Raw genomic sequence first — 23821 nt, 5'->3', positions numbered from 1 at the left:
TTCTCCCTCTCTCGAAACTGATTCACGCGAAACTAGGCGCACAACTGGGTCAGCGGACGGCATCTGCCGCATAGGACGCGACGTCGTGCAGGTGCTGGCGGGCGAGCAGGTCGGTCGTCTGGTCGCGCTCGCGGATGAGGTACGACCGTCCACCGTGGACAAGTACTTCGGCGGGATACCCGTGGCTGAGGAAGAACACCGGCGACGCCGTCGGTCCGTACGCACCGGACCGTTCCACCCCGATCAGGTCGCCCGGCTGGACCGGCGGCAACGCGACCTTCTTGCCCAGCGTGTCATTGGGAGTACACAGTGGACCGGTCACGTACCAGCTCTCCCGTGCTTCCTCGTCGATCCGGTTGAGCACCCGCATCGGGAAGTTCCGCTTGACGAACGAGCCGATCCCGACCGCCGCCATGTGGTGGTTCGTGCCGCCGTCGGCGACCGCGAACCGCTCCCCGAGCGAGGTTTTGACGTACTCGACACGCGTGACGTACGTGCCGGACATCGCGGTGAGGTATCGGCCGAGCTCCATCACCAGCCGGGTGTCCGGGTGCCGGTTCGCGAACTCCTCGATGACCGGGTTGATCTTCGCGGCGAGCACGTCGAGGTCGAGGTCGTCCTCGCCCTCGAAGTAGGCGATGCCCAGCCCGCCACCGATGTCGACCATCTCGAGGGCGAACCCGTGCCGTGCGGCGACCCGCTCGGCCAGGTCGAAGATGCGGAAGGTGTTCTCGACAACCGGGTCCTCCTTGAGGATCCGGGTGCCCATGTACGCCTGGACGCCGATCAGCCGGATGTTCGGGTAGCGCGCGGCGAGCTCTTCCGCGGCGAGCAGCTGGGCTTCGTCGATGCCGAACTGACGCGGCTTGCCCCCCATAGTCAGCCCGGATCCCTTGACCGCGAACTCCGGGTTCACCCGCAACGCCACCCTGGCGGTGACCCCGCGTGCGGCGGCCAGTTCGTCGATGCGGTCGAGCTCGCCGAACGACTCGCAGATGATGGCGTAGATGTCGTGGTCGAGGCATGCCGACAGCTCAGCCTGGCTCTTGCCGGGTCCCAGGAACATGATGTCCGAGGGCGCGACGCCGGCGGTCAGTGCCGTCACCAGCTCGACCATCGACGACACTTCGGCGCGGGCACCGTGGGCGTGCAACAGCGCGCAGATCGACACGTTCGGATTGGACTTGAGGGAGAAGAACACCTCCAGCGACGGATGCAGGGTGGCACGCAGCCTGGTCAGCCTGCCGCCGAGCTCTTCGCCGTCGTAGAGGTAGAACGGGGTTCCGTATTCGCCGGCGAGCTCGGAGATCCCGAGGCCCTGCAGTTCGAATTCGCTGGTCACGGTCTGTTTCCTTCCCTAGTGTCGAGTCGCCAGGCGTGCGGTGAGTTCGGTGTCGAGGACGTTGGCCCGCTCGACGGAGTCCGCGACGATGAGTCCATACAGCCGCCCGTCGAACTCGGCCGCTGCGGTGGCCGCGGCGTTGACCGTGGCAAAGTTGTTGACCAGCAGACCTTCCCCGCCGGCGCGCTCCAGGAGCAGGCCGTGCAGTGCGGGTGCCAGCCGCTCGAACGGCAGCGGCGCGGACAGCCGCAGCGGGTAATGCCGGGCGATGACGACCTGGCCGGGGTTGACGAACTGCTCGGTCAGCCGCACCTGGTAAGTCGACATGTTGTTGCGGGCGTTGATCTCGATCACCGGGTGGACGGTCTCGTCCGGGGCGACAATGGCGTCGACGCCGACCACGCCGTGGTAGCCGTCCGAGGCCAGCTTCTTGCCGATCAGGTCGCTGACCCCGCGGAGCAGGTCCACCTGGGACGGCGAAAGCGCGGCAGGCATGCGATGTCCCTTATGGACACCACCTTCGGTGATGGCTTCCTTCACGAAGTCGAAGTGGACATCGCCGTCGCGGGAAACGGTGAACTGGTAGTTCAGGTCGGCACGCTTGGCCACCCAGTCCTCGATGACGAACCCGATCCGGTCCACCCCGCCGCGCTCGACCTGCTTGACGATCATCTTCTGCAGGCGCTGCAACCGGTGGATGGAGTCGACCACGGCGATCCCCTTGCCGGACACGCCGAGTGCCTCCTTGAGCACCACCTTTCGGCCGGCCTCCAGCAGTTCCGACGCCGCGACAACGGCGGCGTCGAACTCGGCGAGCGTGGCACACGCCCAGCCCTTCGGCTGCGGGATGCCCAGCTCGTAGGCGGCGCGCCGGCTGTAGACCTTGCTGTTGACGGCCTTGCAGATCTCAGCGGACGGTCCCGCCAGCGCGAGCCCGGTGACCGCGGAAAGCCGTTCCTCCACTTCGGACACCCCGTGCGGGGCGATCCGGGCACCCAGCGGAGCCAGCGCGGCCAGCTCGGCGACGACACGTTCGTCGTCGATCGCGTCCGCGGTGACCGTCTTCTGCGGGTCCTGGTCGGCGATGACGTGCGTCGTCGGCAGCCTGACCCCGAGGCCGACGAGGTAGTCCAGATAGGACTCGTCCGGCGCGGTCTTGAGCACGACGTGGTCGTCGGGCCCGGCGAGCAGCAGCGCGAACTCGTCCATCTTGTTCACCACGGCGACCCCCGAGGATGCGGACACCCTCGGCAGCCCGTACTCACCGCGCGCCCACTGCTCCTCGACTTCGAAGTTGCCGAGGAACACCAGCGGGGCCCCCGGCGCACCGACGGCCGCCTTGAGTCTCGTGGTGAAATCGGGTGTCGTATCCATGTCAGCCCCTAACCGTTCAGTGCAAGAAGGTGCTCGAAGATTCAGTGCTCGATGTTTCAGTGCTCGATGTTTCAGTGCTCGAAGAGCATCGCCGAGAAGGTCGAGCCAAGCCCGACCGAAGTCATCAGGTACCGATCACCCGGCCGCAGGCGGCCGAGCTCAGACGCGCTCGCGAAGTTGATGAACGGATCGGCGCAGAAGCAGTGGCCGGTCTCGGCCACGTTGTCCAGGAAGATCCGGTCCGGGTCCAGCCCGAGGTCTTCGGCCGACCGCGCCCAGGAGATGCGGTTGACGTTGTGCGGCAGCACCAGGTCGACGTCCGCGAGGGCGATCCCGGCCTGGGCCACCGCCGCGGCCATCACCTCGGCGAGCCCGTCCGCGTAGATCCTGCGGAACTCCGCGGCCCCCTGGTCCGACATCACGAACGCGGCGTCGGCACGGCCGTAGGAACGCGTGGCGTAACCCAGCAGGCGGTCCTGCGAGCCGCCGGAACCCACCAGCACCGCGGCGGTGCCTTCACCCATCACCCCGACGTTCGGGATCATCGCGACCGACGGCGTGAACGCCTTCTCCCCCAGCAGGACCAGCGCGAGCGCGTCCGGATCGCCGTCGGCCGCGAGCAACGTGCCGCACAGGTCGACGGCCAGCAGTCCGGAAGCGCAAGCGTGTTCGGAGAGGGTGAACGTCTTCGCGTGCCGTAGTCCCAGTTCGTCGCGGACCCGGGCCAGCGGGCTGGCCGGGTACGGTGCCGCGAACGGCACGGTCCGAGCGCGGACGACATAGCGGACGCGATCTTCCTGCCCTGCCAGGCCTTCGAGCTTGCCGGCCGCCGCCAGCAGCAGGTCCGCCTCGGAGTCCGCCGTCCGGCAGATCTTCGACAGCCCGTAGATCCGCTGGTATCGCAAGACCCGGACAGCGTCGAGCCCGAGACTGTCCAGCAGCGGGCCGACCGGAACCGTGTCGGGCAGGTGGGCCGACACCGCGACGATGGAGGTCATGTCAGCCCCCCGGCGGGCAAGGCGTGCCTCGGGTTGTCGATCTTCGCGAGCCCTCGCGCGTTGCGGCGGGCAGCACCGCGGCTGACCGCCAGTGGGTCCCAGCCGTTTTCACGCTCCGGCAGCAGTTCGGGGTTCCCGAAGACCGCACCACGGTAGACCTCGGGCAGCAGCTTCCTGTCCACAATGGAAGACGCGCAGGCGAGGCCGCTCAGCGCGACCCCGGTGACGCCCGAGCCGTAGCGGGTGTTCTGCCCGGCCAGGTACAGCCCTTCGACCGAGGTCTCGACCTCGGGCTGGCGGCCTGCCGGTCCCCAGCTCGCCATGCCGTACGCACCACCGCCGGTGGAGCGGGTATAGCGCTCGTGGGTCAGCGGAGTCGCCGTCTCGACATGCGTGATGTTGTCGCGGAACGGCCCAATGACCGCTTCGGTCATCTCCAGCAGCGATTCGGTCAGCCCGGCCTTTGCCCGCAGGTAGGCGGGTTCACGACGGTAGGACGCACCGCCGGCGGGGCCCGCCGACAGACCCCACGGCTCGTAGCCTCGCGGAACCAGGGTCAGGATCTGAATGTTCGTGTGCCCGCGCGGGCAGACCGAAGCCGCGCCGTGGTCCTTGAGCGAGGGGAACGAGAGTAACGCGAACTGCGGGTCCATGACCCCGGCTTCGATCTGGGCATAGGCGTGGTCGACGTCTTCACCCGGCCAGTACCAGATGTTTCCGTTGGGCAGGTCGAGTTCTCGGTCCAGCGCGAGGTACACCGTCGACGTCGAAAGTCGCATCTGGGCCTTCTCGGCGCGCTTGGTCTCCTGTTCGGAGAACGCGCCATCGGTCAGCTCCAGCACGGTCCGTTTGAGGTCCGCATTGGACACCACGATCGGCGCACACAGGCTGGTGCCGTCGGTGAGGCGGACCCCGGTGACCCGCCCGTTCTCGACCTCGATCCGGTCGACCCGTGTCTTGGTCAGCAGGGTCGCGCCGTGGGACTCCAACGCTTCGACCAGCGCGGCCACCACAGTCTGGCCACCGCCCGCGGGATAGTAGCTGCCGCGGAGACATTCGTCGATCATGGTGGCGTGCATGACGACCAGCACCTGCGAAGGCGGCGTCCCGTAGTTGCCCGACTGCGCCGCCAGCAACGTCCTGGCCTTCATGGACAGTCCACAGTGGTCGAAGAGTTGAGTCAGCGTGCGGCGGATCCAGCGACGCACGGCCCCGGTCATGTCGCCGACCCGCTTCGACGGGTCGATCATGATTTCCCGGTTGGCCCACGCGACGGCCTCGCAGACCTCGGCGAACGTCGTCAGCCCGGCGGCCTCCTCGGGCAACGCCTTCACCAACTGCGCGAGGTAGCGAGGCCAGCCGGTCGGCACATCCATCGACACGCTCGGCAGGATGATCCGGTCGAACCGGTCATCGTCCATGCGGCGGAACGGCACACGGTCGGAGACCCCCAGCCCGGCGAGGATCGACGGCAGCAGCCCACCGGGCCCGCAGTCGCCCACGTAGTGGATGCCGACGTCGAACTCATAGGACCGCCGTCGCCGGAACACGTGCCCGTTGCCGCCGGCGACGTCGTGCTGCTCCAGCACGAGCACCTTGCGTCCGCTGGCCGCGAGGTAGCCGGCGGACACCAGCCCACCGACCCCGGAGCCGACCACGATCACGTCCCAGTCCCGCTCGATCGCCGGTGAGGTCTTGTCCCTGGACTCAGTCATCTAAACCACCAGTCCGCCGGTGACCTCGACGACACTGCCGGTGATGTACGCGGCACGATCGGAGACCAGGAAAGAAACCAGGTCGGCGACCTCGTCGGCACGGCCGAAACGGCGCAAAGGGATGGCGTCGAGCAGCTTCTTGCGGGCAGGCGCGGCCAGTTCGGCGAGCATGTCGGTGTCGATCATCCCGGGCGCCACGGCGTTCGCCCGGATCCCGAACCGGCCGACCTCCTTGGCCAGCGCCTTGGTGAACCCGATGACCCCGCTCTTGGACGCGGAATAATTGGTCTGCGTGGGGTTTCCGTACACACCGGAGACAGAGGACAGCGTGACCAACGTGCCCGTGCGGCGCTTCATCATGTCGAAGACCACCGGACGGCAGACGTTGAACACACCGTCCAGGTTGGTGCGCAGTACCTGGCCCCAGTCCTCGGTCTCCATCAGCGCGAGCGGTTTGTCTCGGGTGATCCCAGCCGAGGTCACCACCACGTCGATCGGGCCGAGCTCCTCCTTGGTTCTGGCAAGCCATTCGTCGACGGCGTCGACGTCGGTGACATCGGCGCGCGCGGTGAGCGCCCGGACACCCAGTGCGGTGACCTCCTTGCCGAGGACGTCCGCGGCGACGGAATCACTGCGGTAGCAGAAGCTCACGTCGAAGCCGTCCTGCGCGAGCCGCTGGACGACCGCGCTGCCGATCCCCCGAGAACCGCCACTGACCAGTGCGACCTTGGTCATCGCACACCGCCGGCGGCGGCGAGTTCACGGGTGGCATCGGCGGGGACACCGTGGAGGCGCACCAACACAGCGCTGACCGAGCCGTCGTCCTCGCACGCGGTGACCACGGCGAGCGCGTCGGAGAGATCGGTCCCGGAGCCGGAAATGGCGAGCAGGCCCACGAGTTCGAAGATGCTCGCTGCGGACGCCGTGTCGCCGATCAGCCCGGAAAGCGACGGACGGCCGGTCACTTCCACGCCGAAGACGTCGAGCAGCGCGGAGTTCTCGGCCACGGTTCCGGTACTGCCTGCCGCCGCACGCACCTCGGACACGGTCACGCCGGCGCGATCCAGCAGCCTCCGCACGGCGAACTGCGTCGCGGTGTCGATGTCCCCGTCAACTGCGATCCTCGACTCGAAGCCCAGGAGTGTCGCAAGTGGAGAGTCTCCACGGGCGATGACGTCGGCCTCAGGCTCCAGCAGGAGCATCGCGCAACCCTCGCCAGGCGGAAGGTCCCCGGCCGCCCCATCGCGTGCCGCTCGCTCAAGGCGCGACCTGGCCGTGGTGTACTCCTCGGCCGCTCCACACAGGACACGGCTGGCGCGGCCGGTGACGAGTAGCCGACGTGCGTAGTTCAACGCCAGCAGGCCGGTGTTGCGGCCCGCCGCGATGGTCGCGTTCGGGCCCTTGACCTGGTGCCAGATCGCGACCTGGCCTGCCGCGCAGTTCATCACGCAGCTCGGAACCAGCGCGGGTTCGATGTGGTCGGGCCGTTCGCCGACAAGCGACGCGCGGGTCAGGCTCATCATGGACTCGGCGCTGCCGGTGGTCGTGCCGAGCACCAGCCCGATGTCCTCGGTTCCCTCACCTTCGGAGTCGTAGCCGATCTCGGTGAGCAGCTGCCCGGCGGTGGCCACGGCCAGCCCGGTGACCCGGTTCATCGAACGGGTCCCCTTGGTCCCGAGGAGCTCTCGGGTGTCGAAGCCGGGGACCAAACAAGCCTCGTCGTCTTCGACCGCCCAGCGCTCGTGGTCCGGAAAGGACACTGTGGACAGTCCGCTGCGCAGGCCCTCGGCGAACGCCTCGCGGCCGTAGCCGAACGGCGAGATCGCCGACCAGGCGGAGATCGCTAGCGGGCTGGTGTTCTCGATTCCGGTCACCGGTGCGCCCCTTCTGTGACGGCGTTTGTGACGGCTTCTGTGCGTGGGCCCGCTTCGTGGCGGCCGAGGATGATGACGGAGTTGTTGCCCCCGAAGGCCCAGCCGTTGTTCTGCACGATCCGCAGGTCGGCTTCGACCGAGGTGTTGGGGACGCAGTCGACCGCGCAGTCCGGGTCGGTCTCGAGGTGGTTGACCGTCGGCGGGATGAACCGGTCGGTGATGGCCACCGCGCAGCCGATCGCCGCCAGCGCGCTCGCCGCACCCATGGTGTGGCCCAGCATCGACTTCATCGACACCACCCGGGGAACATCCTCGCCGTACAGCTCGCGGATGGCGGCCGTCTCGGCGAGGTCGTTGGCCTTGGTCCCGGTGCCGTGCGCGGAGATCAGGTCGACCTCGGCCGGCTTGACCCCGGCGTTGCGCAGGGCAAGGTCCATGCACCGGGTGATGCCCGGCTGGTGCGGAGCGACCGGGTGGTGCGCGTCGCACGACAGTCCGTAACCGAGGACTTCGGCGTAGATGCGGGCACCGCGGGCGAGTGCCGAGTCAAGGCTCTCCATCATCAGCACGCCGGCTCCCTCGCCGGTGAGGATCCCCATCCGGTTCTTGTCGAACGGGCGGCAGCAGTCGGGCGCGATGCTGCGCAACCGGTAGAAGCTGGCGAAGGTCTTGCGACACACCGCATCCGCTCCGCCACAAAGCGCGAAATCGGCGTCCCCCAACCGGATCGCGTCGAAACCGTTGCCGATGGCGTAGTTGCCTGCCGAACACGCGGTGGCGATCGTCGTCGGCTCGACGTCGGCGAGCCCGATCTCCCGCGCGATCGCGGTGGAGATCCGGCCCGGCGAGATCCGCCTGGCCAGCGTCGGATCGAGTGCCGAGGGGCCGCCCGCCAACTCCATCTCCACGAGGGTGTCGAGGTCGTTGCACTCGCCGTCGGTGGTGCCGACCGAGATCGCGCCGCGCAGCTGACGCAGCGTCGACTCGTCCAGGCCGGCGTCTTCCACCGCCAGCCTGGACGCGGCGACCGAGAACCGGCTCGCGCGGCCCAGTTGGGCGAGGTCGACGTTGTGGATCCACCGTTCCGGGGAGAAGTCGGCCACCTCGGTGCCGTTCGAGTGCGCGAAGCCGGTGGTGTCGAAAGCGGTGATGGGGCGAACATTGCTGCGGCCGGCCCGCAATGCCGCGCTGAACTCCGCGACACCGGTGCCGATGCTCGAAATGACGCCGCATCCCGTGATGACGACGCGGCGCGCCGTGGACAGCCGAGCGTTCTCGGCAAGGTACGTGGACATCGTTCTCCCGATTTCTCCGGTGCCTGCGGGGTATCTTCGGTTACCAGCCGGCGGACTCGGCGACCACCGTGTACGCGCTCTCGACGTCGACGATGCGGGCGAACTGGGCCTGGTCGATCTCGACGCCGAACTCCTTCTCCAGCGCGGCGAGCACGTCCATCAGCGCCAGCGAGTCCGCTGAGTGGTCCTCGTGGAAGTTGCTGGTCTCGGTGACGTCGTCGAGCTCCAGCTCAAGGTGCTCACAGACGATTTCCTTGATACGCCCCATACGGTCCGAAATCGCGAGGGTCATGGCTACTCCATCCGGGTTCCTGCTGGAAGTTCCTGTCACACCCCGATTTACCGGGTCAGGCCAAGTTAGAGAGCAGCGGTGACCGCGAGCTGACCGTCCGCTGACAGCGTTCGGCCCCGCCGAGGTGCGGACCTATGTGTTTCTCATGGGCCCGGTCAGGACAATTACACTCCGTAGTCGTGCCGCGGACACTGTCCCGGTCAAGGGCCCGATGGAAGTCTTGGCGGAGGCCGACCGCCGATCACCAGTGCGGAGGCTCTCAAGCTCGACAGGGGTAACCTACGATGGAGATTCAGATACTGGGTCCGCTCTCGCTGGCCCGCGACGGAACCGCCCGCGACGTCGGCTCTGCCCGGGTACGCACCGTGCTCGCGATGCTCTCGTTCACCCCGGGCACGGCACTGTCGGCGAACCAGCTCGTCGACGAGCTCTGGCCGGACAGAGCGATCGGGAACACCCGCAACGCGTTGCAGGCCAACGTGGTCAGGTTGCGCAAACTACTGGAGTCGGTCAGCGGCGTCCGGGGCGACATACTGGTCCGGACCACCAGCGTCGGGTACCTGCTCGACGTCCCGGCCGACGCGGTCGACGCACACCGGTTCCTCGATCTCGCCGAACGCGGCGCGCGAAACGTCACACGGGAACCGGAACTGGCCGTCGAACAGCTCGAGAGCGCGCTGCGGCTCTGGCGCGGTCCGGCGCTGTTCGACGTCGCCGGCGGCCATCGGTGTCAGGGTGAAGCGACCCTGCTGGACGAACGCCGGCTGGCGGCCAGAGAAGACCTCATCGCGGCGAAGCTCGCCACGGGAGGCGAACGGGTCGTCGTTTCCGAACTCAAACAACTGGTGGCCGAACACCCGGAACGGGAACGGTTCAGTGAACAGCTGATGATCGCCCTGTACCGGAGCGGCCGCCAGGCAGAAGCCGTGGACGTATTCCACTACGCACGGAAATGGCTCGACCGCGAACTGGGACTGGAACCCGGTCGGCCGCTGCGTCAGCTCTACCATTCCATCCTCAACCAGGACCAGTTGCTCAGCGCTTGACCGCGTTCCGACTGCTGGTTCGCTGACGCTCCGACGCTGGTCAGACCCGCTGAGTGAAGACGGCAACCGGCGTATGACAGAAACATATGCCGGGGGTGAGTCGGGCACTGGCAAGCCATTCCCTGACGAAGCAGAATCTGTTCCACTACCGCAGCACGAAGTTCCACTCCACTCGAGAGACACCCGAAGAGAATGGACAGAAAACAATGAATGCACACGTCCCGGACTTCACCTCTTCCGTCGAGCTCGTCATCGACGAGTTCGACGGCTGGTCGAACCCGATCGGTGCCGCGGTGGCCCCGACCACGATCTGCTGGGGCGAGGACGCCGCCACCACTCTCCCCGCCAACCAGGCGTGAACACCCCGGGGGCCGCGGCCGCGGAGCTGATCGGATTCAAGCGGCACCTGCGTGCCGAGGTAGTGGCCGACGAAGCCGTCTACCTGTTCTCCGAGCGCGGCGTCACCGCCCTGCAAGGAGCCCACTTGGAAACCCTCGCTCCCCTGCTTGATGGCACCCGGGACCTGCATTCTCTGCTCGGCACTCTGGCCGGAGGGTTACCTGAAGGCCGTCCTGGGGGTATAGCGGCCGAGCAGCTCACAAGTCTTCTCACCCGGCTGGCCGACGCCGGCTTGGTCTCCTGGCACCGTCCGGTGCCGGAAGCCACCACGAACACCGACGAAAAGACGCTCGCCTACTGGGAGGCGAGCGGACTCGACGCCACCGAGGCGCTCAGCGGGGTGACCGAAAGCCAGGTCACCCTGCTGACCGCCGGGTCGGTCGACCCCGAGCCCGTGCTGACCGCGTTGCGGGCGGCCGGAGTCTCGGTGGCACTGTCCGAACTCGGAAAGCTACCGCCTGCCGGTGCGCTTTCCCTTGTCCTGTGCGACGACTACCTGTCGGTCGACCTCGCCGCCGTGGACGCCGCGCACCGCGCTGCGGGGCGTCCATGGCTGCTGGCCAACCCGACCGGCGCCCAGGTCTGGATCGGCCCGGTGTTCGCGCCGGACGGTCCGTGCTGGCACTGCCTCGCCACCCGGCTCTGGGGGTACCGGCAGGCCGAAGCCCACGTCCAGGCCGCGCTCGGCCACAGCGGGCCGGCTACCAAGCCGGCGGTTTCGCTGCCACCGCTGGGAACCGCGGCCACCGGACTCATCACGCTCGAAGCCACCAAATGGCTCGCCGGCTACCGCTACGCGGGCCAGCAGAGCATCTGGACCCTGGACAGTTTGGATCTCCGCGGCCGGCTACACGAAGTCCGACGACGTCCGCAGTGCGTTTCCTGCGGCGACCCCGGCCTGATCGCCGCGCAGACCCGGCGACCTGTTGTGCTCGAACCGCGACGGAAAGTCAGCCAGAGCGGCGGCGGACACCGCTCGAAGACCCCGGAAGAGATGATGGCCGGCTTCCGGCACCTGATCAGCCCGGTCAGCGGGCTGGTCAAGGAGATCCGTCGCGATCCGCGCGGCCCGGCGTTCTTCAACTCCTACCGGTCCGGCCCCAACCTCGCGCTCGGCGCGCGGCACCTGCGCGCGCTGCGCGCCAGCGTGCGCGTCGAGAACGGCGGCAAGGGAATCACCCCGCTGCACGGCGAGGTCAGCGCGTTGTGTGAAGCGCTGGAACGACATTCCGGCAACTTCCATGGCGACGAGTACCGCGTGCGGGGCAGCCTCCGCTCGCTGGGCGAGTCCGCCATCCACCCCAACGACTGCCAGCTCTTCGACGAACGCCAGTACCCCGGCCGGGCCGCCTGGAACGCGGCGCATTCGCCGTTCCAGCACGTCACCGACCCGTTCGACGAGAACGCGGTGCTGGACTGGACGCCGGTGTGGTCGCTGACCGCCGGACGGCAGCGGCTGCTGCCGACCGCGCAGCTCTACTACGGCGCGCCTCGGGAGCAGGGCGCGGTTTCGGTGCTCGCGGACTCCAACGGCAACGCCGCCGGAAGCAGCCGTGAGGACGCGATCCTGCAGGGCTTGCTCGAACTCGTCGAGCGGGACGCCGTCGCGCTCTGGTGGTACAACCGCACCCTCCAGCCCGCGGTCGACCTGGACGCCTTCGGCGACCCGTGGATCGCGGAGCTGCGCGAGGTCTACGCCGGGATGGACCGTGAGGTGTGGGTACTGGACCTGACCTCGGACTTCGGCATCCCGACCATGGCCGCGTTGTCCCGCCGGACCGACAAACCCGCCGAGGACATCATGTTCGGGTTCGGCGCGCATCTCGACCCCGCGGTCGCGCTGCGCCGCTCGTTGACCGAGCTGAACCAGCTCATGCCCGCGCTGGCCGAAGTCGGGCCCGCCGGGATCTACGAATGCAACGATGCCGACGCCGTCGCGTGGTGGAGCACCGCGACCGTCGCCGAGCAGCAGTACCTGCTGCCGGACCCGGCCGTGCCCGCGCGCGGTCCGGCGTCCTTCGGCAAGCTCGCCACCGACGACCTGCGCGACGACGTCGAAGTCGTCCACCGGCGGGTCCGCGAGCTCGGGCTGGAGCTGCTGGTATTGGACCAGACCAGGCCGGATATCGGGCTGCCGGTGGTGAAGGTGATCGTGCCGGGGATGCGCGGTTTCTGGTCGCGGTTCGCGCCGGGCAGGCTCTACGACGTCCCCGTGAAACTGGGCAGGCTGGCCGAACCGACCGGATTCGGCGAGCTCAATCCGCTCCCGCTGTTCGTCTGACCCGCTTTACCGACACCACCATGATTCAGGGGGCCGCTCGTGCACATCGAACCGGACGAACGGATCCGGTCGCCACTGCGGCTGTGGTCACTGCGCGAGGACGTGCTGGTGGAGGTCGACGAGGAGCTCGGTCAGCTGCTGATCGCGACCGAGTGGGGCGAGATCCGGCTGCCCGACCCCGGCCCGACCGTGCGCGAATCGCTGTGGCGCATGCAGCTGGGCCCGACGTCGCTGGCCAACGTGCTCGGAGACGACGGCGCCAACGCGGACAAGGCGAACTGGCAACGGTTCGAGGAGGTGCTCGGCGCGTTGCGGCACTGCGTCGTGCATTCGCTCGACCGGCAGACCGGCGACGGGCCGCTGCTGTCCGCGGTCCCCATCGCCCGCAACGCCGACTTCGTGCTGCCCAACTTGACAGGCGAAGACGTCGTGCGCATCTCGCGCTTCACCGCGATGCGGGCAGGCAATGGGGAACTCGTGCTCGAGTCGCCGTTGGCCCGGCACCGGATGGTCGTGCACTACTCGCTGGCCGCATGGGTCTCCGGCGCGATCAACCGCCCGATGACCGTGCGGGACCTCGCCGAAGCCGTCCAGGTGCCGAGGCCGCTGGTGACGCTTATCGTCGCGTACCTGGTCGCCGCGGGAATGGCCGTGCTCGGGGAAAACGGGGTACCGGCCGACGAAGCCCTGTTCGCCGAGGACAGCGATCCCGACCTGATCCCGTGGTCGCACGCCGACCTCATGTTTCACACGCACAGCCGCAGCGGCCGGTACCAGGGCCCGATCGGCGCCGACCATCCCGGCGCCGGGGTGCTGCCGCCGGCACCGGTGGTCAAGACGATCCCGCCGGGCCGCCGGTTCGTCCTGGTCCGGCCCGATCTCACCACGCCGTCGATCGCGGACCCGAAGCTGAGCGAAGTGATCGAGAACCGGCGTTCGTTCCACCGGTTCGCCGACGAGCCGCCGACGGTGGACCAGCTCGGCGAGCTGCTCTACCGCACCGCGCGGATCCGCTCCAGCAAGAGGCTGGTGGCAGGCGATGACGAGTATGTCGTCTCCGATCGGCCGTACCCGAGCGTCGGCGGCCTGCACGAGCTGGAGCTCTACCTGACCATCGACCGCTGCGCCGGGCTACCGCACGGTATCTACCACTACGATCCGGTCGGCCACGCCCTCACACTGATCAACACGGCCGAGGCCGAGTGCGACGAGATGCTCGACGCCGCGCGGATCGCCGCCGGCAGCGTCGCCCGACCGCCGGCGCTGATCACCATGACTGCCCGGATCGCACGCCTTTCCTGGCTCTACAGCGGGATCGCGTACTCGACCGCGTTGAAGCACGTCGGCGTGCTGCAGCAGACGCTGTACCTGGTGGCCACGGCGATGAACCTCGCCCCGTGCGCACTGGCCGTCGGCGACACCGAAATCGCGACAAGCGCGCTGCGGCTGCGGTGGCCGGTCGAGGTCAGCGTCGGCGAGTTCGTCATCGGGCTCCGTCCCATCGATACGGTAAATTGATGATCAAAGCTGGTGATGACGAGCAGTAGCGCGTTGTGCGCCTACCGTGCACACCGATTCCCCGATGTTCCGAAAATTTTCCTGAATGCGTGGGAAACACTCACCGTCGGACGGTTCCGATGAATTAAGGTGGTCACGCAGGAGGGGGATTACTGGGGAATCAGAGGGCACGTATGTCGTCGGAGCCGGATTTGGCAGACAAGAGATCAGGATCGGCGGGATCGGCGGGTAACGAACCCGGCGGAGCGGACATCGGCGGGTCCGACGGGGAAGACGGCACTCTCGCACTCACGCTGGCACCGAAGATCGCCAGGCTGATCGTCGCGACCGTGTTGAGTTGCCTGTGTCTCGTCGGGTTCTTGACCGTGTTGTCCCGCCACCTGGGAGTGGTACCTACCAGCTTGTCCTTCGCCTATATGGTGACGCTTCTCCTGCTCCAATTGCTCTATTTCGGACCATATGCCGGAGCGACACGTACGCCGATGGGCTTTGCGGCGCTGACTGTGCAGGCCTGTCTGGTCTATCTGCCGATGCTCGAATACAAACAGGCTTGGGTGGGCATGCCCGGTTTCCTCGCCGGGACGATGTTGCTGACACTGCCCACGGCCATCGCGTCGGTCCTGTTCACCTCCATCGTCGCGAGCATGGCGGTGATCCAGGCGAACTTCGGCGGCACGCTTTCGGATGTGGCCTATACCACCGTTTCCACGGTCATCACCGGGCTGGTCGTGTACGGCCTCTCCCGGCTGGCCAACCTCGTCGCCGAAGTGCACGCCGGCCGGACCAGGCTGGCCGAGCTCGCGGTGGCCGAAGAACGGCTGAGGTTCGCGCGCGACCTCCACGACCTGCTCGGTTACAGCCTTTCCGCGATCACGCTGAAAAGCGAGCTCGCCCACCGGCTGGTTCTCAAGAACCCGGTCAGGGCACAGGAAGAGTTCTCCGAGGTCCTCGAGATCTCCCGCCAGGCGCTGACCGACGTCCGCGCGGTGGCCAGGGGCTACCGGGAGCTTTCGCTGGAAAACGAGTCCACCACGGCACGTTCGGTGCTCGCGGCCGCGGACGTGGACGCGCGGATGGAGCTGAACTACGACGACCTGCCGGTCCAGGTCCGCACCCTGCTCGCGACCGTGCTGCGCGAAGGCGTGACGAATGTGTTGCGGCACAGCAGGGCCGAGCGCTGCGAGATCTCCGTCCGGCAGCACCGCGACAGCGCGAGCATCGATATCGTCAACGACGGGGTGTCCGTCGCCGGGATCGGCGGACCGCCGATCCCCGCGTCCGCGGACTCCCCCGGCGGCAGCGGAATCCAGAACCTCTCGGTGCGGGTGCGGAAACTGGGCGGCGACCTGACCGCGAAACACCTACCGGCCGGACGTTTCCGCCTCCACGCCCAGATCCCGCTGCGGCACGAAGAGCGAAATGACCAGCAACCCGCCGCTTGAGGGCAGACGCCAACTACCGCAACTCGCCGTCGACTCGCGGTCTCTTAGAAACTAAGAGACCCCACAAAAGCGCAAAAGTGGGAAGCTTGAAGAGTTCAGCAAAGGCGGGTCAGAGCCATCCGCTGTCTTTGGCGATGCGGATGGCATCGACACGGTTGCGGGCGTTGAGTTTCGTGGCGACCGTCGTCAGGTAGTTGCGGACCGTGCCCGCGGTGAGGAACAGTCGCGCGGCGATCTCGACGACCTCGGTACCGTCCGACGCCAGCCGCAGTACCTCGACCTCCCGCGGGGTCAGCGGGCAGTCCTGGGTGTCCCACGCGGCGAGCGCGAGCTGGCTGTCGATGACACGACGGCCGACGGCGACCCCGCGGATCGCGTCGGCGAGCTCGCGGGACGGCGCGTCCTTGAGGATGAACCCGCCGACCTTCGCCGAGAGCGCCCGGCGCAGCGTGCCAGGTCGGCCGAGACTGGTCAGGATCAGCGTGCGGCACGCGGGCAGCCGGGCATGCATCTCCCCGGCCGCGGTCAGCCCGTCCATGCCCGGCAGGTCGATGTCGATCACCGCGACGTCGGGCAGGTGCCGCTGCGCCGTCGGCAGGATTTCGTTGCCGTTGGCGACTTCCGCCACCACTTGGATATCGGTTTCGAGGTTGAGCAATGCGACCAGTGCTCCGCGCACCATGTGCATATCCTCAGCCAGCATCACCTTGATCATGCCGCGCCAACTTCCCAGCCCCAGTCCCCCCACAGAACGTACGCAGATTTAATCACTCTACGGAGCCATTTGGGGTAATGCGGGCGAGGTTGGTCCGTTCGCGCACGAGGTTTAGCGGAGCCCGCACGACCGATCGCGGCCGGTGGCGAAAAGGGGCTCAAGCTGCCGCGATCCTGCCGCCGTCGAGGTGCACGGTCTCGTCGGCCTGCCCGGCGACACCCGGGTCGGCGGTCGTCAGCACGACGGTCCGGCCGGTCGCCCGGAGCAGTCGCAGAAAGTCACCTGCGGCCGCCGCGTCGAGGTCGCGGACCGGTTCGTCGGCGAAAATCACCAGTGGGTCGACCACCAGCGCACGGGCCAGCGCGACACGCTGCCGCTGGGCGGCCGTCAGCTCCTCGGTGCGGTGGTGGGCCAACTCCGCGACGCCGACCTGCTCAAGCGCCTTGTCGGCCGCGTCGGCGGCGATGTCACGCCCGGCGAGCCGCAGCGGGAGCAGGACGTTCTGCCGCACGGTCAGCGACGGCTGCAGGTTCGCGTCGGCGGTGAGGAAGCCGATGCGCTCGCGCCGCAACGCCGTGAGCTCCGCGTCGTCGAGTTCACCGAGCTTGACGCCGTCAAGCATCACGGAACCCGTCGTGGGCCGCGTCAGCCCCGCCGCACACCGCAGGAAGCTGCTCTTGCCCGAGCCGGCGGGGCCCACCACGGCAGTGAAGCTGCCTTCGGCGAGGCTGAGCGTGACACCGGCGAGGGCAACCTCACCGAGAGGCGCCGAGTCGTAGCACTTGCGGACCGACTCGAGCCGGACGAAATCCGCGGTCCTGGCCTGCTGCGCGACTGCTGTGTTCACGTCTGCTCCCTGTGCCCGGCGCCGGCTGGCGCTGCCTGCTTCTTCTCGCTGGGGACAACACTAGGGAGAACCGAAGGCCGTTCCGAGGGTGCAGACCAGCCGATCGCCAGTGGTCCTAGGTCCACCCCCGATCGATACGCCCGCTCACCCAGAGCGACCTTCCGCAGGTCAGCGGCGTTGTGCTCAGGTGAGGCCGAAGAACGGCAGGCAGGGTGCCAGCCCCTCGATCTCGACCGGGACCGTCCGACGGCGCTCCCAGTCCGCCCGGGTGAGGCGCAGCCTGCGGTCGATCCTGAGCTCGCCGTCCACCACACAGCGCTCGACGCCGTCGTCCTGGTAGCCGAGCTTGCGCGATACGCGCTGGGACGCCAGGTTGTCCTCGAAGGCGGCCGAGCACGCTTCGAGCGCGCCAAGGCCGCTGAAGGCCAGATGCAGCACCGCCGCCCGCATCTCGGTACCGATCCCCTGCCCCTGGTGCGGCAACCCCAGCCACGAGCCGGTCTTGACCTCGCCGGTGATCGCCAAGTCCTGCGCGTGGAGCGTCTGCAGCCCCACGACGGTGCCCTCGCTGAGCACGGTGAAGTCGGCCGACCAGCTCTGCGGCCTCCACTTGCCCAGCCCCAGCCAATGCCGCTGGACGATGCGCGTCGCGATTTCGGCGGCCGGAAGCTCGGTCCACGGGATGAGGAACGGCATCGACCCCGGCTCGTGGATCCCGCCCGCGGCTAGCTGGGCCAGCTCGGCGAGCTGTTCTGGCGACGGAAGCCGCAGTTCCAGGCGAGGCGTCCGCAGGCGAAGCCCAGCCGGCGGGAAGTGGTCGATGAGCATGGCTTCAGGATGGCAACACGACGCCCGCGGGGCACCTCGATTTCCGGTATCGTCCGATCCGGGCCGTGACTGGCGTTCGGGTGGAGTACCACCGTGGAGCGGCCTCGCCGTGAGCCGTGCGCCTGGGCATCCCGCGACGCTCGAGGAACCCTCATGCACGACACCCAGCTCATGTCCGGTACCGAACTCGCCCGCGACCTCGTCGAGCGAACGACCCAGCGCGCGCGGCTTTTCCGCGAACGAACCGGATCGGAGCCCTGCCTGGCGACCGTGCTCGTCGGCGACGACCCCGCCTCGGCGACCTACGTGAAAATGAAGCAGAACCGCTGTCGGAACGCGGGGATAGCATCCCGGCACGTCCAGCTTCCGACGTCGACGACAACCGAGGCGCTGGTCGCGGCGATCACCGAGCTGTCACGCGACCCGGACGTCCACGGCATCCTGCTCCAGCACCCCGTACCGCCGCACATCGACGAGCGGGCGGCCTTCGAGGCCATCGCGCCGGGCAAGGACGTCGACGGCGTCACCATGGCCTCGTTCGCGCGCATGTCGTTCGGCGACGCGGGTTTCGTGTCCTGCACCCCGGGCGGGATCATGCGGCTGCTCGACCACTACGACGTCGACCTCGCCGGCAAACACGCGGTCGTCCTTGGACGCAGTCCGATCCTGGGCAAACCGGTCGCCATGCTGCTGCTCGCCCGGAATGCCACGGTCACGATCTGTCACTCGAAGACCCGAGACCTGCCTTCCCTCACGCGTACGGCAGACGTCCTGGTGGCCGCGGTCGGCAAAGCGGAGTTCGTCCGGGGTGACTGGCTCAAGCCCGGGGCCGTGGTGATCGACGCGGGCTACAACGCAGGCAACGTCGGCGATGTCGCGTTCGACGAAGCCACGACGCGCGCAGGGCTGCTCACTCCGGTCCCCGGCGGCGTCGGCCCTACGACGATCGCCGTGCTGCTGGAGCAGACCGTCGACGCGGCCGTCAGCGCGATGCGGTGATCCCGGGCGGCAGGGGGCGTGAGCTTTCGACGACCTTGCCGCGTCCGGTCTCCTTGGCCTCGTACAGCGCCACGTCGGCGGCTTGGAGCAGGTCGCCCAGTTCGGTGGCGTGCTGCGGGTACGCGGCGACGCCGATGGACGCGCCGAGCCCACGGACCGTGACCGGCGGTTCGCCGAGGTCCTTGGCCGGCACGTCGACGGCGAGTGCTTTGATGCCCAGCCGGACACGCTCGGCGACCTTCGCCGCCTCCGCGCCGGTGACGCCGGGAAGGAGTACGACGAACTCCTCGCCGCCGTAGCGGCCGACGAAGTCCTCCGCCCGGACCTGCCCTCTGATCGCGGTCGCGACCGCGCGGAGGACCTCGTCCCCGGCGAGGTGGCCGCGCTGGTCGTTGATGCGCTTGAAGTGGTCGATGTCGATCATCAGCACACCGACCGTCGAAGCGAGCCGCCGCGCGCGCAGCAGCTCGCGTTGGGCGACCTCGTCCCAGAAACCCAAGGTGATCAGGCCGGTCTTCGAGTCCGTGCGCGACGCCGCACGCAGTTGGGGCAGCAGCAGACCGAGCTGCAACGCGAGCGGGGTGATCATCAGCACCGGCAGCAGCCACGGCCGCACGGTCATCACCAACGCGACCCCGCAACCCAGCCCGACGGCGGCACCGACGATCAGGATGTCCGAAACGTTGCCGAGCGCCTGGCGACCGGGGTTCGCCGGGTTGGTCACCAGAATCATGGCGACGACCATGGCGTAGTTGACCCCGAAGTAGACGAAACCGGCGAGGATGAGCGTCACCATGCCGGAGAACCCGTCCAGCCGCGCCATGAACGGCACCTGGCCCGCCGTCCCCGCGTAGAGCACGGTGTACGCGCACGTGCACGCCAAAACCACCGTGGCCGCGGAAAAGACCTTTCGGTGCAAGACAGAGCGGCGCCGGTAGACCCGCACCCAGGAATGGCCGTAGCTGATCACGATCACCAGCAACACCAGCGGTGGCGGCACCAACAGCAACGCGGCGAAGATCCAGATCGACTGCAGATGCATGTGCGGGCTTCCGTCCGCGCCCAGTTCCCTGATCCGTTCGATACCGCGCGCGGCCTCGAGGTGACCGAGCTCGGCAACGATCAGAAGCGCGCACCAGATCAGGGCTTGCGACGTGATCGGCACCAAAGTCGCGGTCATCGTGGCGGCGACGGCAGCGGCGATTTCGACGAGACCGAGGTACATGAGCACCGGGCGGGACAGCGACCACAGCGGCCATCGCCGCGGATCGAGACCGTCTAGCCGCCTGGGGGCGCTGGGCAAGGACGTCCGCGCACGGGAAAATAGCATCGCGGGCCTACCCCCTCGCACCTGTGCGGATAGGACCCGTAATGGTAACCAGGCGCACGCCGTGTGTCATTAGCCCAGACGGTGAACGGCCTTCTCACGCAGGGTCGTCACCTTTCCCGCCGAGGAGGCACCCATCATGAACACCACCTTCCCCCGCACCGGCCGCCCGACCGACTGGACCCGCCGCACCCAGCGCCCCACCGACTGGACGCGGTTCTAACCGGGCTTCCCATGGCCTTTCACCGGTCGCCCACCGAACCGGGGGCGACCGGTGGAGAAGCCCGACGCCAAGCCAAGCCTGCCGCGCCGGCGGCCAGCACTCCCAACGCGCCGGCGAGCGCCACGACGAGGTGCGGCGACAGGTGTTCGGCCGCCAGCCCGGCGAGCACGACGCCAACCCCCTGGGACACCCGCAACGCGGTCACCGCCAGTCCGAAAGCCTGGCCCCGGCGGGAATCCGGCACCGCCTGCACGAACAACGTCGACGCGGTCAGGTTGTACGCGCCCGCCGCGCCGGAGCAGAACCACAGGGTGAGCGTCAGGCTCAGCCCGGGGTTCGCCGCGCAGCCGATCAGCGTCGCACAGGCCAACACCGCGAGCGGCACCATCAGACGTGTGCGCAACTGTCGAGGAATCCTTGCCAGCAAAGCCATCCCAACGACGTTGCCGACCGCGTACGACGCCAGCAGCGACCCGACCGTTGCCGCACCACCACCGAGTTCAGCCGCGTAAGGCGCCGCGATGGCCTCACCGGCGATGTAGAAACCCGACACACACGCGAGCGCGACGAGTGCCCGCAGCTTCCGATCACGCGTCACGAGGAACAGTCCGGCGCGAAGCTCCGCGGCCCAACGGACTTTCCGGTCAGCCGACGCGTTCGGCGCGGCCCGGAGCCGGACGCCCCATCGGATCACCGTCGCCGAAACCGCGAAAGTCCCCGCGTCGACCCATAAAGCACCGCTCGGACCCAAGAAAGCCACGGTCAACCCGCCGCCGGCGAACCCCAGCACCTGCGCGGACTGGGTGGTCATCGAAAACACCGCGTTGCCCGCGACGAACAGCTCGCCTTCGAGCACCTGCGGCAACAGCGCCGCTCGCGCCGCGCCCCAAGGCGTGTTGAGCAGTTGCACCAAAACCAGCAGCCCGGCCACCGCCGGCAGCGACATCCCCGGCACCGCCATCGCCGAGACAAGCACCAGCCGCGCCAAATCGGCCAGCACCATCACCGACCGCCGCGGAAAACGGTCTGCCAGCCCGGAAAGCAGCGGCCCCCCGAGGAGGTCCGGCAAGAACGTCAACGCGTACGTCGCCGCCGCCCACCCCGCCGAACGCGTCCGGTCGAACACCAGAATCGACAACGCCACGCGCGCCAACTGGTCCCCCGCAACGGAAACCAGCTGCGCCGCGAACAGCGCCCGGAACTCGCCGAGCGCGAACACCCGATGGATCCCCACCGGCCGGTCCAGTCCGGTCATCCCGCCTCCCCCGGCAGCACTTCCCCGGAGGGTACGCGCGATTCCCGGCCGACAAAGGCGGCGATCGGCTGGCCTGCGTGCCCATTTCGGTGACCCGCAGTAACTGCGGTTGGGCGAGGAGGGAACGCCGTTGGGGTTTCACGGTGATTGAAAGGGAATTTCCTTGCAGTGACCGCGCGCATCGCGCCGTTCGCAATTCGTCAATCACGGTAAGCGACTGCGCTCGTTCGTCTGGTGTATGAGTGAGTGACGCGGCAAGCAGTTGCAGGAGGCGAGCGGGCGAAATTCGTTGCTATAGAAGCCTTTCCGAATAACCAACGGCTACGTTCCGCGACTTAATCTAGCACCTGAACGTGTTCCGAATGTACGTTCGAATCGCAGTAGAATAGAGAAGTGCCCAGCGATACGATCACCCTCCCCGATGCCGCCGATATCCGGCGTGCTGATCCGGCGACACTGGTCGAGTACGCGCGGGCGATCACCGGGGAGATGAACCGGTACACCGCGCTGCTGGGTCTGGTGGTCACCAAGACTGAGACTGATGGCATCAAGGTGACTCATCAGTACAACTCGGCGGTGCAGTGGTTGATGCATACGACGGGGTTGTCCGAGCCTGCGGCACGTCAGATCGTGGTCCGTGCCCGCGGCACCAACTCCTTGTACGCCATCGACGGGACAGAGATCCCCGCTGTCGCACCCCTGACCGGTCTCGCCGCACTAACCGGTGTCCTCACTCCCGCGCATGTCGACGTCATCGTGAAAACGATGACGGCCATCCCGGCGACCGTGTCGGACGAAGACCGGGTGGCCGCGGAGAAGATCCTGGTCAACCTTGCCGTGAACGCGTCCCCGGTTGAGGTGAAGAAGGCCGGTGACCGGATCCTGGACACGTTGGATCCGGACGGGCCGGAGCCGAAGGACCCGCCGGAGAGACCGGAGCGGGAGCTGTCGTTCCAGGAACACCGCGACGGCTCCGCCACGCTCAAAGGCAAGCTGGACAACCTCGCCTACGCCCAACTCCGCGCCGCCCTCGACCCCCTCGCGAAACCACACTCGACAAAAGAGGAAGGCCGCGACACCCGCAGCCAATGGGAACGCCACGCCGACGCCCTCGTCGACCTCATCCGCCTCGCCATGACCGTCGACGAGATCCCGACTCACGGTGGTGACCGGGTGCATGTGGCGGTCACCGTGGACTACGAAACACTCAAGTCCGGCATCGGAACGGCGATGCTCGACTACGGTGGCGTCATCACCGCCGCCGAAGCACGGATGCTCGCCTGTGACTGCAAGGTGATCCCCGCTGTTCTCGGGACCGAGAGTGAACAGATGGATCTAGGTCGGTCCAAGAGAATCATCACCACCGGGCAACGGCGACGACTTGTCATGCGAGACCGCGGATGCGCTTTTCCCGGTTGCAATAAACATGCCAAACACACTGAGGGTAACCACATTATTTTTTGGATCCTAGGCGGGCCAACCGACCTGAACAACTTGACCCTCCTTTGTGAACGGCACCACCGATTAATTCATTGTGGCGGTTGGGAAGTACGGATGGGCGGTGACGGGAGACCGGACTTCATCCCGCCCGATTATCTCGATCCGCTTCGAAGACCCAGGCGAAATACCTGCCACCTGTAACAGAATATCCCCTCCAGGGCTCGTCAGTGCCGCGACCGGATCGCCCGGCCGCGACACTGACGAGCCCTGACTGCATTCGCGGCACACCAGCAACTCGCCATCGAGTTGCGAACGCGCCGCAGCACTACTGAATCGGGGGTCCCCGATTCGAATGGCAGCGGACGCAGTGAGCCGCAGCAGCCTCGGTGATCACGTCGGCACCGGTGGCACCACGGCGTGACGGATGCTGCCCTCGGATCCGTACTGCATGCCCGTCGCTGCCCCGGTCCTTGCTTCAGTGGACGGGACCACGAGCCCGGGCCTGGTCCGCTGATGCGGCTGGCGGAGTCCGTCCGGGGGTGGCGGACCTGGCCGGTGCTGGGCGCGGCTGCGGGCGCGAGGGTCACCGAGCCTGTCACCTCCATCGTGGC

20 protein-coding genes and 1 riboswitch are annotated in these 23821 nt (G+C 67.8%); of the genes, 7 read left to right on the top strand and 13 right to left on the bottom strand.

Translation table 11 applies throughout. The features are described from left to right. Positions 1 to 49: 49 nt before the first annotated feature. From JWQ81_RS37615 to JWQ81_RS37580, 8 genes are all read right to left on the bottom strand, one after another. Positions 50 to 1342 (bottom strand): type III PLP-dependent enzyme, encoded by a 1293-nt coding sequence (locus JWQ81_RS37615; RefSeq protein ID WP_297549320.1) that lies wholly within the window; start codon positions 1340 to 1342, stop codon positions 50 to 52. A 15-nt stretch (positions 1343 to 1357) separates the two neighbouring features. Then, positions 1358 to 2716, bottom strand: coding sequence for an ATP-grasp domain-containing protein (locus JWQ81_RS37610; protein WP_297549318.1), 1359 nt, complete (start codon positions 2714 to 2716; stop codon positions 1358 to 1360). Between the two features lie 71 nt (positions 2717 to 2787). Further along, positions 2788 to 3714: a 3-oxoacyl-[acyl-carrier-protein] synthase III C-terminal domain-containing protein gene (locus tag JWQ81_RS37605; protein ID WP_297549316.1), complete on the bottom strand. Its 927-nt coding sequence runs from the start codon at positions 3712 to 3714 to the stop codon at positions 2788 to 2790. Continuing rightward, the gene (locus tag JWQ81_RS37600; protein ID WP_297549314.1) at positions 3711 to 5429 is read right to left on the bottom strand and encodes an NAD(P)/FAD-dependent oxidoreductase; all 1719 of its coding nucleotides are present in this window, start codon (positions 5427 to 5429) and stop codon (positions 3711 to 3713) included. Before JWQ81_RS37600 ends, JWQ81_RS37605 begins: the two co-directional genes overlap by 4 nt. Beyond that, on the bottom strand, positions 5430 to 6164 hold the full coding sequence (gene fabG / locus JWQ81_RS37595) for a 3-oxoacyl-ACP reductase FabG (protein WP_297549312.1): 735 nt from the start codon (positions 6162 to 6164) through the stop codon (positions 5430 to 5432). Next, positions 6161 to 7303: a beta-ketoacyl synthase N-terminal-like domain-containing protein gene (locus tag JWQ81_RS37590; protein ID WP_297549310.1), complete on the bottom strand. Its 1143-nt coding sequence runs from the start codon at positions 7301 to 7303 to the stop codon at positions 6161 to 6163. Before JWQ81_RS37590 ends, fabG begins: the two co-directional genes overlap by 4 nt. Continuing rightward, positions 7300 to 8598: a beta-ketoacyl synthase gene (locus tag JWQ81_RS37585; protein WP_297549308.1), complete on the bottom strand. Its 1299-nt coding sequence runs from the start codon at positions 8596 to 8598 to the stop codon at positions 7300 to 7302. The genes JWQ81_RS37590 and JWQ81_RS37585 overlap by 4 nt, the downstream gene beginning before the upstream one ends. 40 nt (positions 8599 to 8638) lie before the next feature. Continuing rightward, entirely contained in the window at positions 8639 to 8890 is a 252-nt protein-coding gene (locus JWQ81_RS37580) for an acyl carrier protein (protein WP_297549306.1), read from the bottom strand. A 284-nt stretch (positions 8891 to 9174) separates the two neighbouring features. Here JWQ81_RS37580 and JWQ81_RS37575 point away from each other — a divergent pair, with 284 nt between their 5' ends. The 5 genes from JWQ81_RS37575 (at position 9175) to JWQ81_RS37555 (ending at position 15576) form a co-directional block, all read left to right on the top strand. Then, positions 9175 to 9936 carry an AfsR/SARP family transcriptional regulator gene (locus tag JWQ81_RS37575; RefSeq protein WP_297549304.1) on the top strand — a complete coding sequence of 254 codons (762 nt, stop codon included), beginning with the start codon at positions 9175 to 9177 and terminating at the stop codon, positions 9934 to 9936. 206 nt (positions 9937 to 10142) lie between these two features. Next, positions 10143 to 10295, top strand: coding sequence for a hypothetical protein (locus JWQ81_RS37570; RefSeq protein WP_297549302.1), 153 nt, complete (start codon positions 10143 to 10145; stop codon positions 10293 to 10295). Beyond that, on the top strand, positions 10292 to 12616 hold the full coding sequence (locus JWQ81_RS37565; protein WP_297549300.1) for a TOMM precursor leader peptide-binding protein: 2325 nt from the start codon (positions 10292 to 10294) through the stop codon (positions 12614 to 12616). The genes JWQ81_RS37570 and JWQ81_RS37565 overlap by 4 nt, the downstream gene beginning before the upstream one ends. A gap of 39 nt (positions 12617 to 12655) precedes the next feature. After that, positions 12656 to 14134, top strand: a complete 1479-nt coding sequence (locus JWQ81_RS37560) for a SagB family peptide dehydrogenase (RefSeq protein WP_297549299.1) — start codon at positions 12656 to 12658, stop codon at positions 14132 to 14134. A gap of 191 nt (positions 14135 to 14325) precedes the next feature. Continuing rightward, complete coding sequence (locus JWQ81_RS37555; protein ID WP_297549297.1) at positions 14326 to 15576, top strand: histidine kinase; 1251 nt, start codon at positions 14326 to 14328, stop codon at positions 15574 to 15576. Positions 15577 to 15685: 109 nt separating this feature from the next. On the opposite strand, the gene JWQ81_RS37550 is transcribed toward JWQ81_RS37555, so the two are convergent. From JWQ81_RS37550 to JWQ81_RS37540, 3 genes are all read right to left on the bottom strand, one after another. After that, positions 15686 to 16291 carry a response regulator transcription factor gene (locus JWQ81_RS37550; protein ID WP_297549295.1) on the bottom strand — a complete coding sequence of 202 codons (606 nt, stop codon included), beginning with the start codon at positions 16289 to 16291 and terminating at the stop codon, positions 15686 to 15688. 157 nt (positions 16292 to 16448) lie between these two features. Continuing rightward, the gene (locus JWQ81_RS37545) at positions 16449 to 17138 is read right to left on the bottom strand and encodes an ATP-binding cassette domain-containing protein (protein ID WP_297549293.1); all 690 of its coding nucleotides are present in this window, start codon (positions 17136 to 17138) and stop codon (positions 16449 to 16451) included. Between the two features lie 183 nt (positions 17139 to 17321). Further along, on the bottom strand, positions 17322 to 17966 hold the full coding sequence (locus JWQ81_RS37540) for a GNAT family protein (RefSeq protein WP_297549291.1): 645 nt from the start codon (positions 17964 to 17966) through the stop codon (positions 17322 to 17324). A 55-nt stretch (positions 17967 to 18021) separates the two neighbouring features. Further along, positions 18022 to 18101, top strand: a riboswitch (ZMP/ZTP riboswitch). 18 nt (positions 18102 to 18119) lie between these two features. On the opposite strand from JWQ81_RS37540, the gene JWQ81_RS37535 reads away from it, so the two are divergent. Continuing rightward, positions 18120 to 18965: a tetrahydrofolate dehydrogenase/cyclohydrolase catalytic domain-containing protein gene (locus JWQ81_RS37535; protein ID WP_297549290.1), complete on the top strand. Its 846-nt coding sequence runs from the start codon at positions 18120 to 18122 to the stop codon at positions 18963 to 18965. On the opposite strand, the gene JWQ81_RS37530 is transcribed toward JWQ81_RS37535, so the two are convergent. Beyond that, positions 18949 to 20295: a diguanylate cyclase gene (locus JWQ81_RS37530; protein ID WP_297549288.1), complete on the bottom strand. Its 1347-nt coding sequence runs from the start codon at positions 20293 to 20295 to the stop codon at positions 18949 to 18951. The two genes, JWQ81_RS37535 and JWQ81_RS37530, sit on opposite strands and share 17 nt — an antisense overlap. Before the next feature lie 239 nt (positions 20296 to 20534). After that, the gene (locus JWQ81_RS37525) at positions 20535 to 21770 is read right to left on the bottom strand and encodes an MFS transporter (RefSeq protein ID WP_297549286.1); all 1236 of its coding nucleotides are present in this window, start codon (positions 21768 to 21770) and stop codon (positions 20535 to 20537) included. A gap of 393 nt (positions 21771 to 22163) precedes the next feature. On the opposite strand from JWQ81_RS37525, the gene JWQ81_RS37520 reads away from it, so the two are divergent. Then, complete coding sequence (locus JWQ81_RS37520; RefSeq protein WP_297549284.1) at positions 22164 to 23411, top strand: HNH endonuclease signature motif containing protein; 1248 nt, start codon at positions 22164 to 22166, stop codon at positions 23409 to 23411. The last annotated feature ends 410 nt before the right edge of the window (positions 23412 to 23821 follow it).

Origin of the sequence: Amycolatopsis sp. (genome assembly GCF_025464955.1) — a bacterium.
Classification (GTDB): domain Bacteria; phylum Actinomycetota; class Actinomycetes; order Mycobacteriales; family Pseudonocardiaceae; genus Amycolatopsis.
This window is presented reverse-complemented; position numbering and strand designations above follow the sequence as displayed.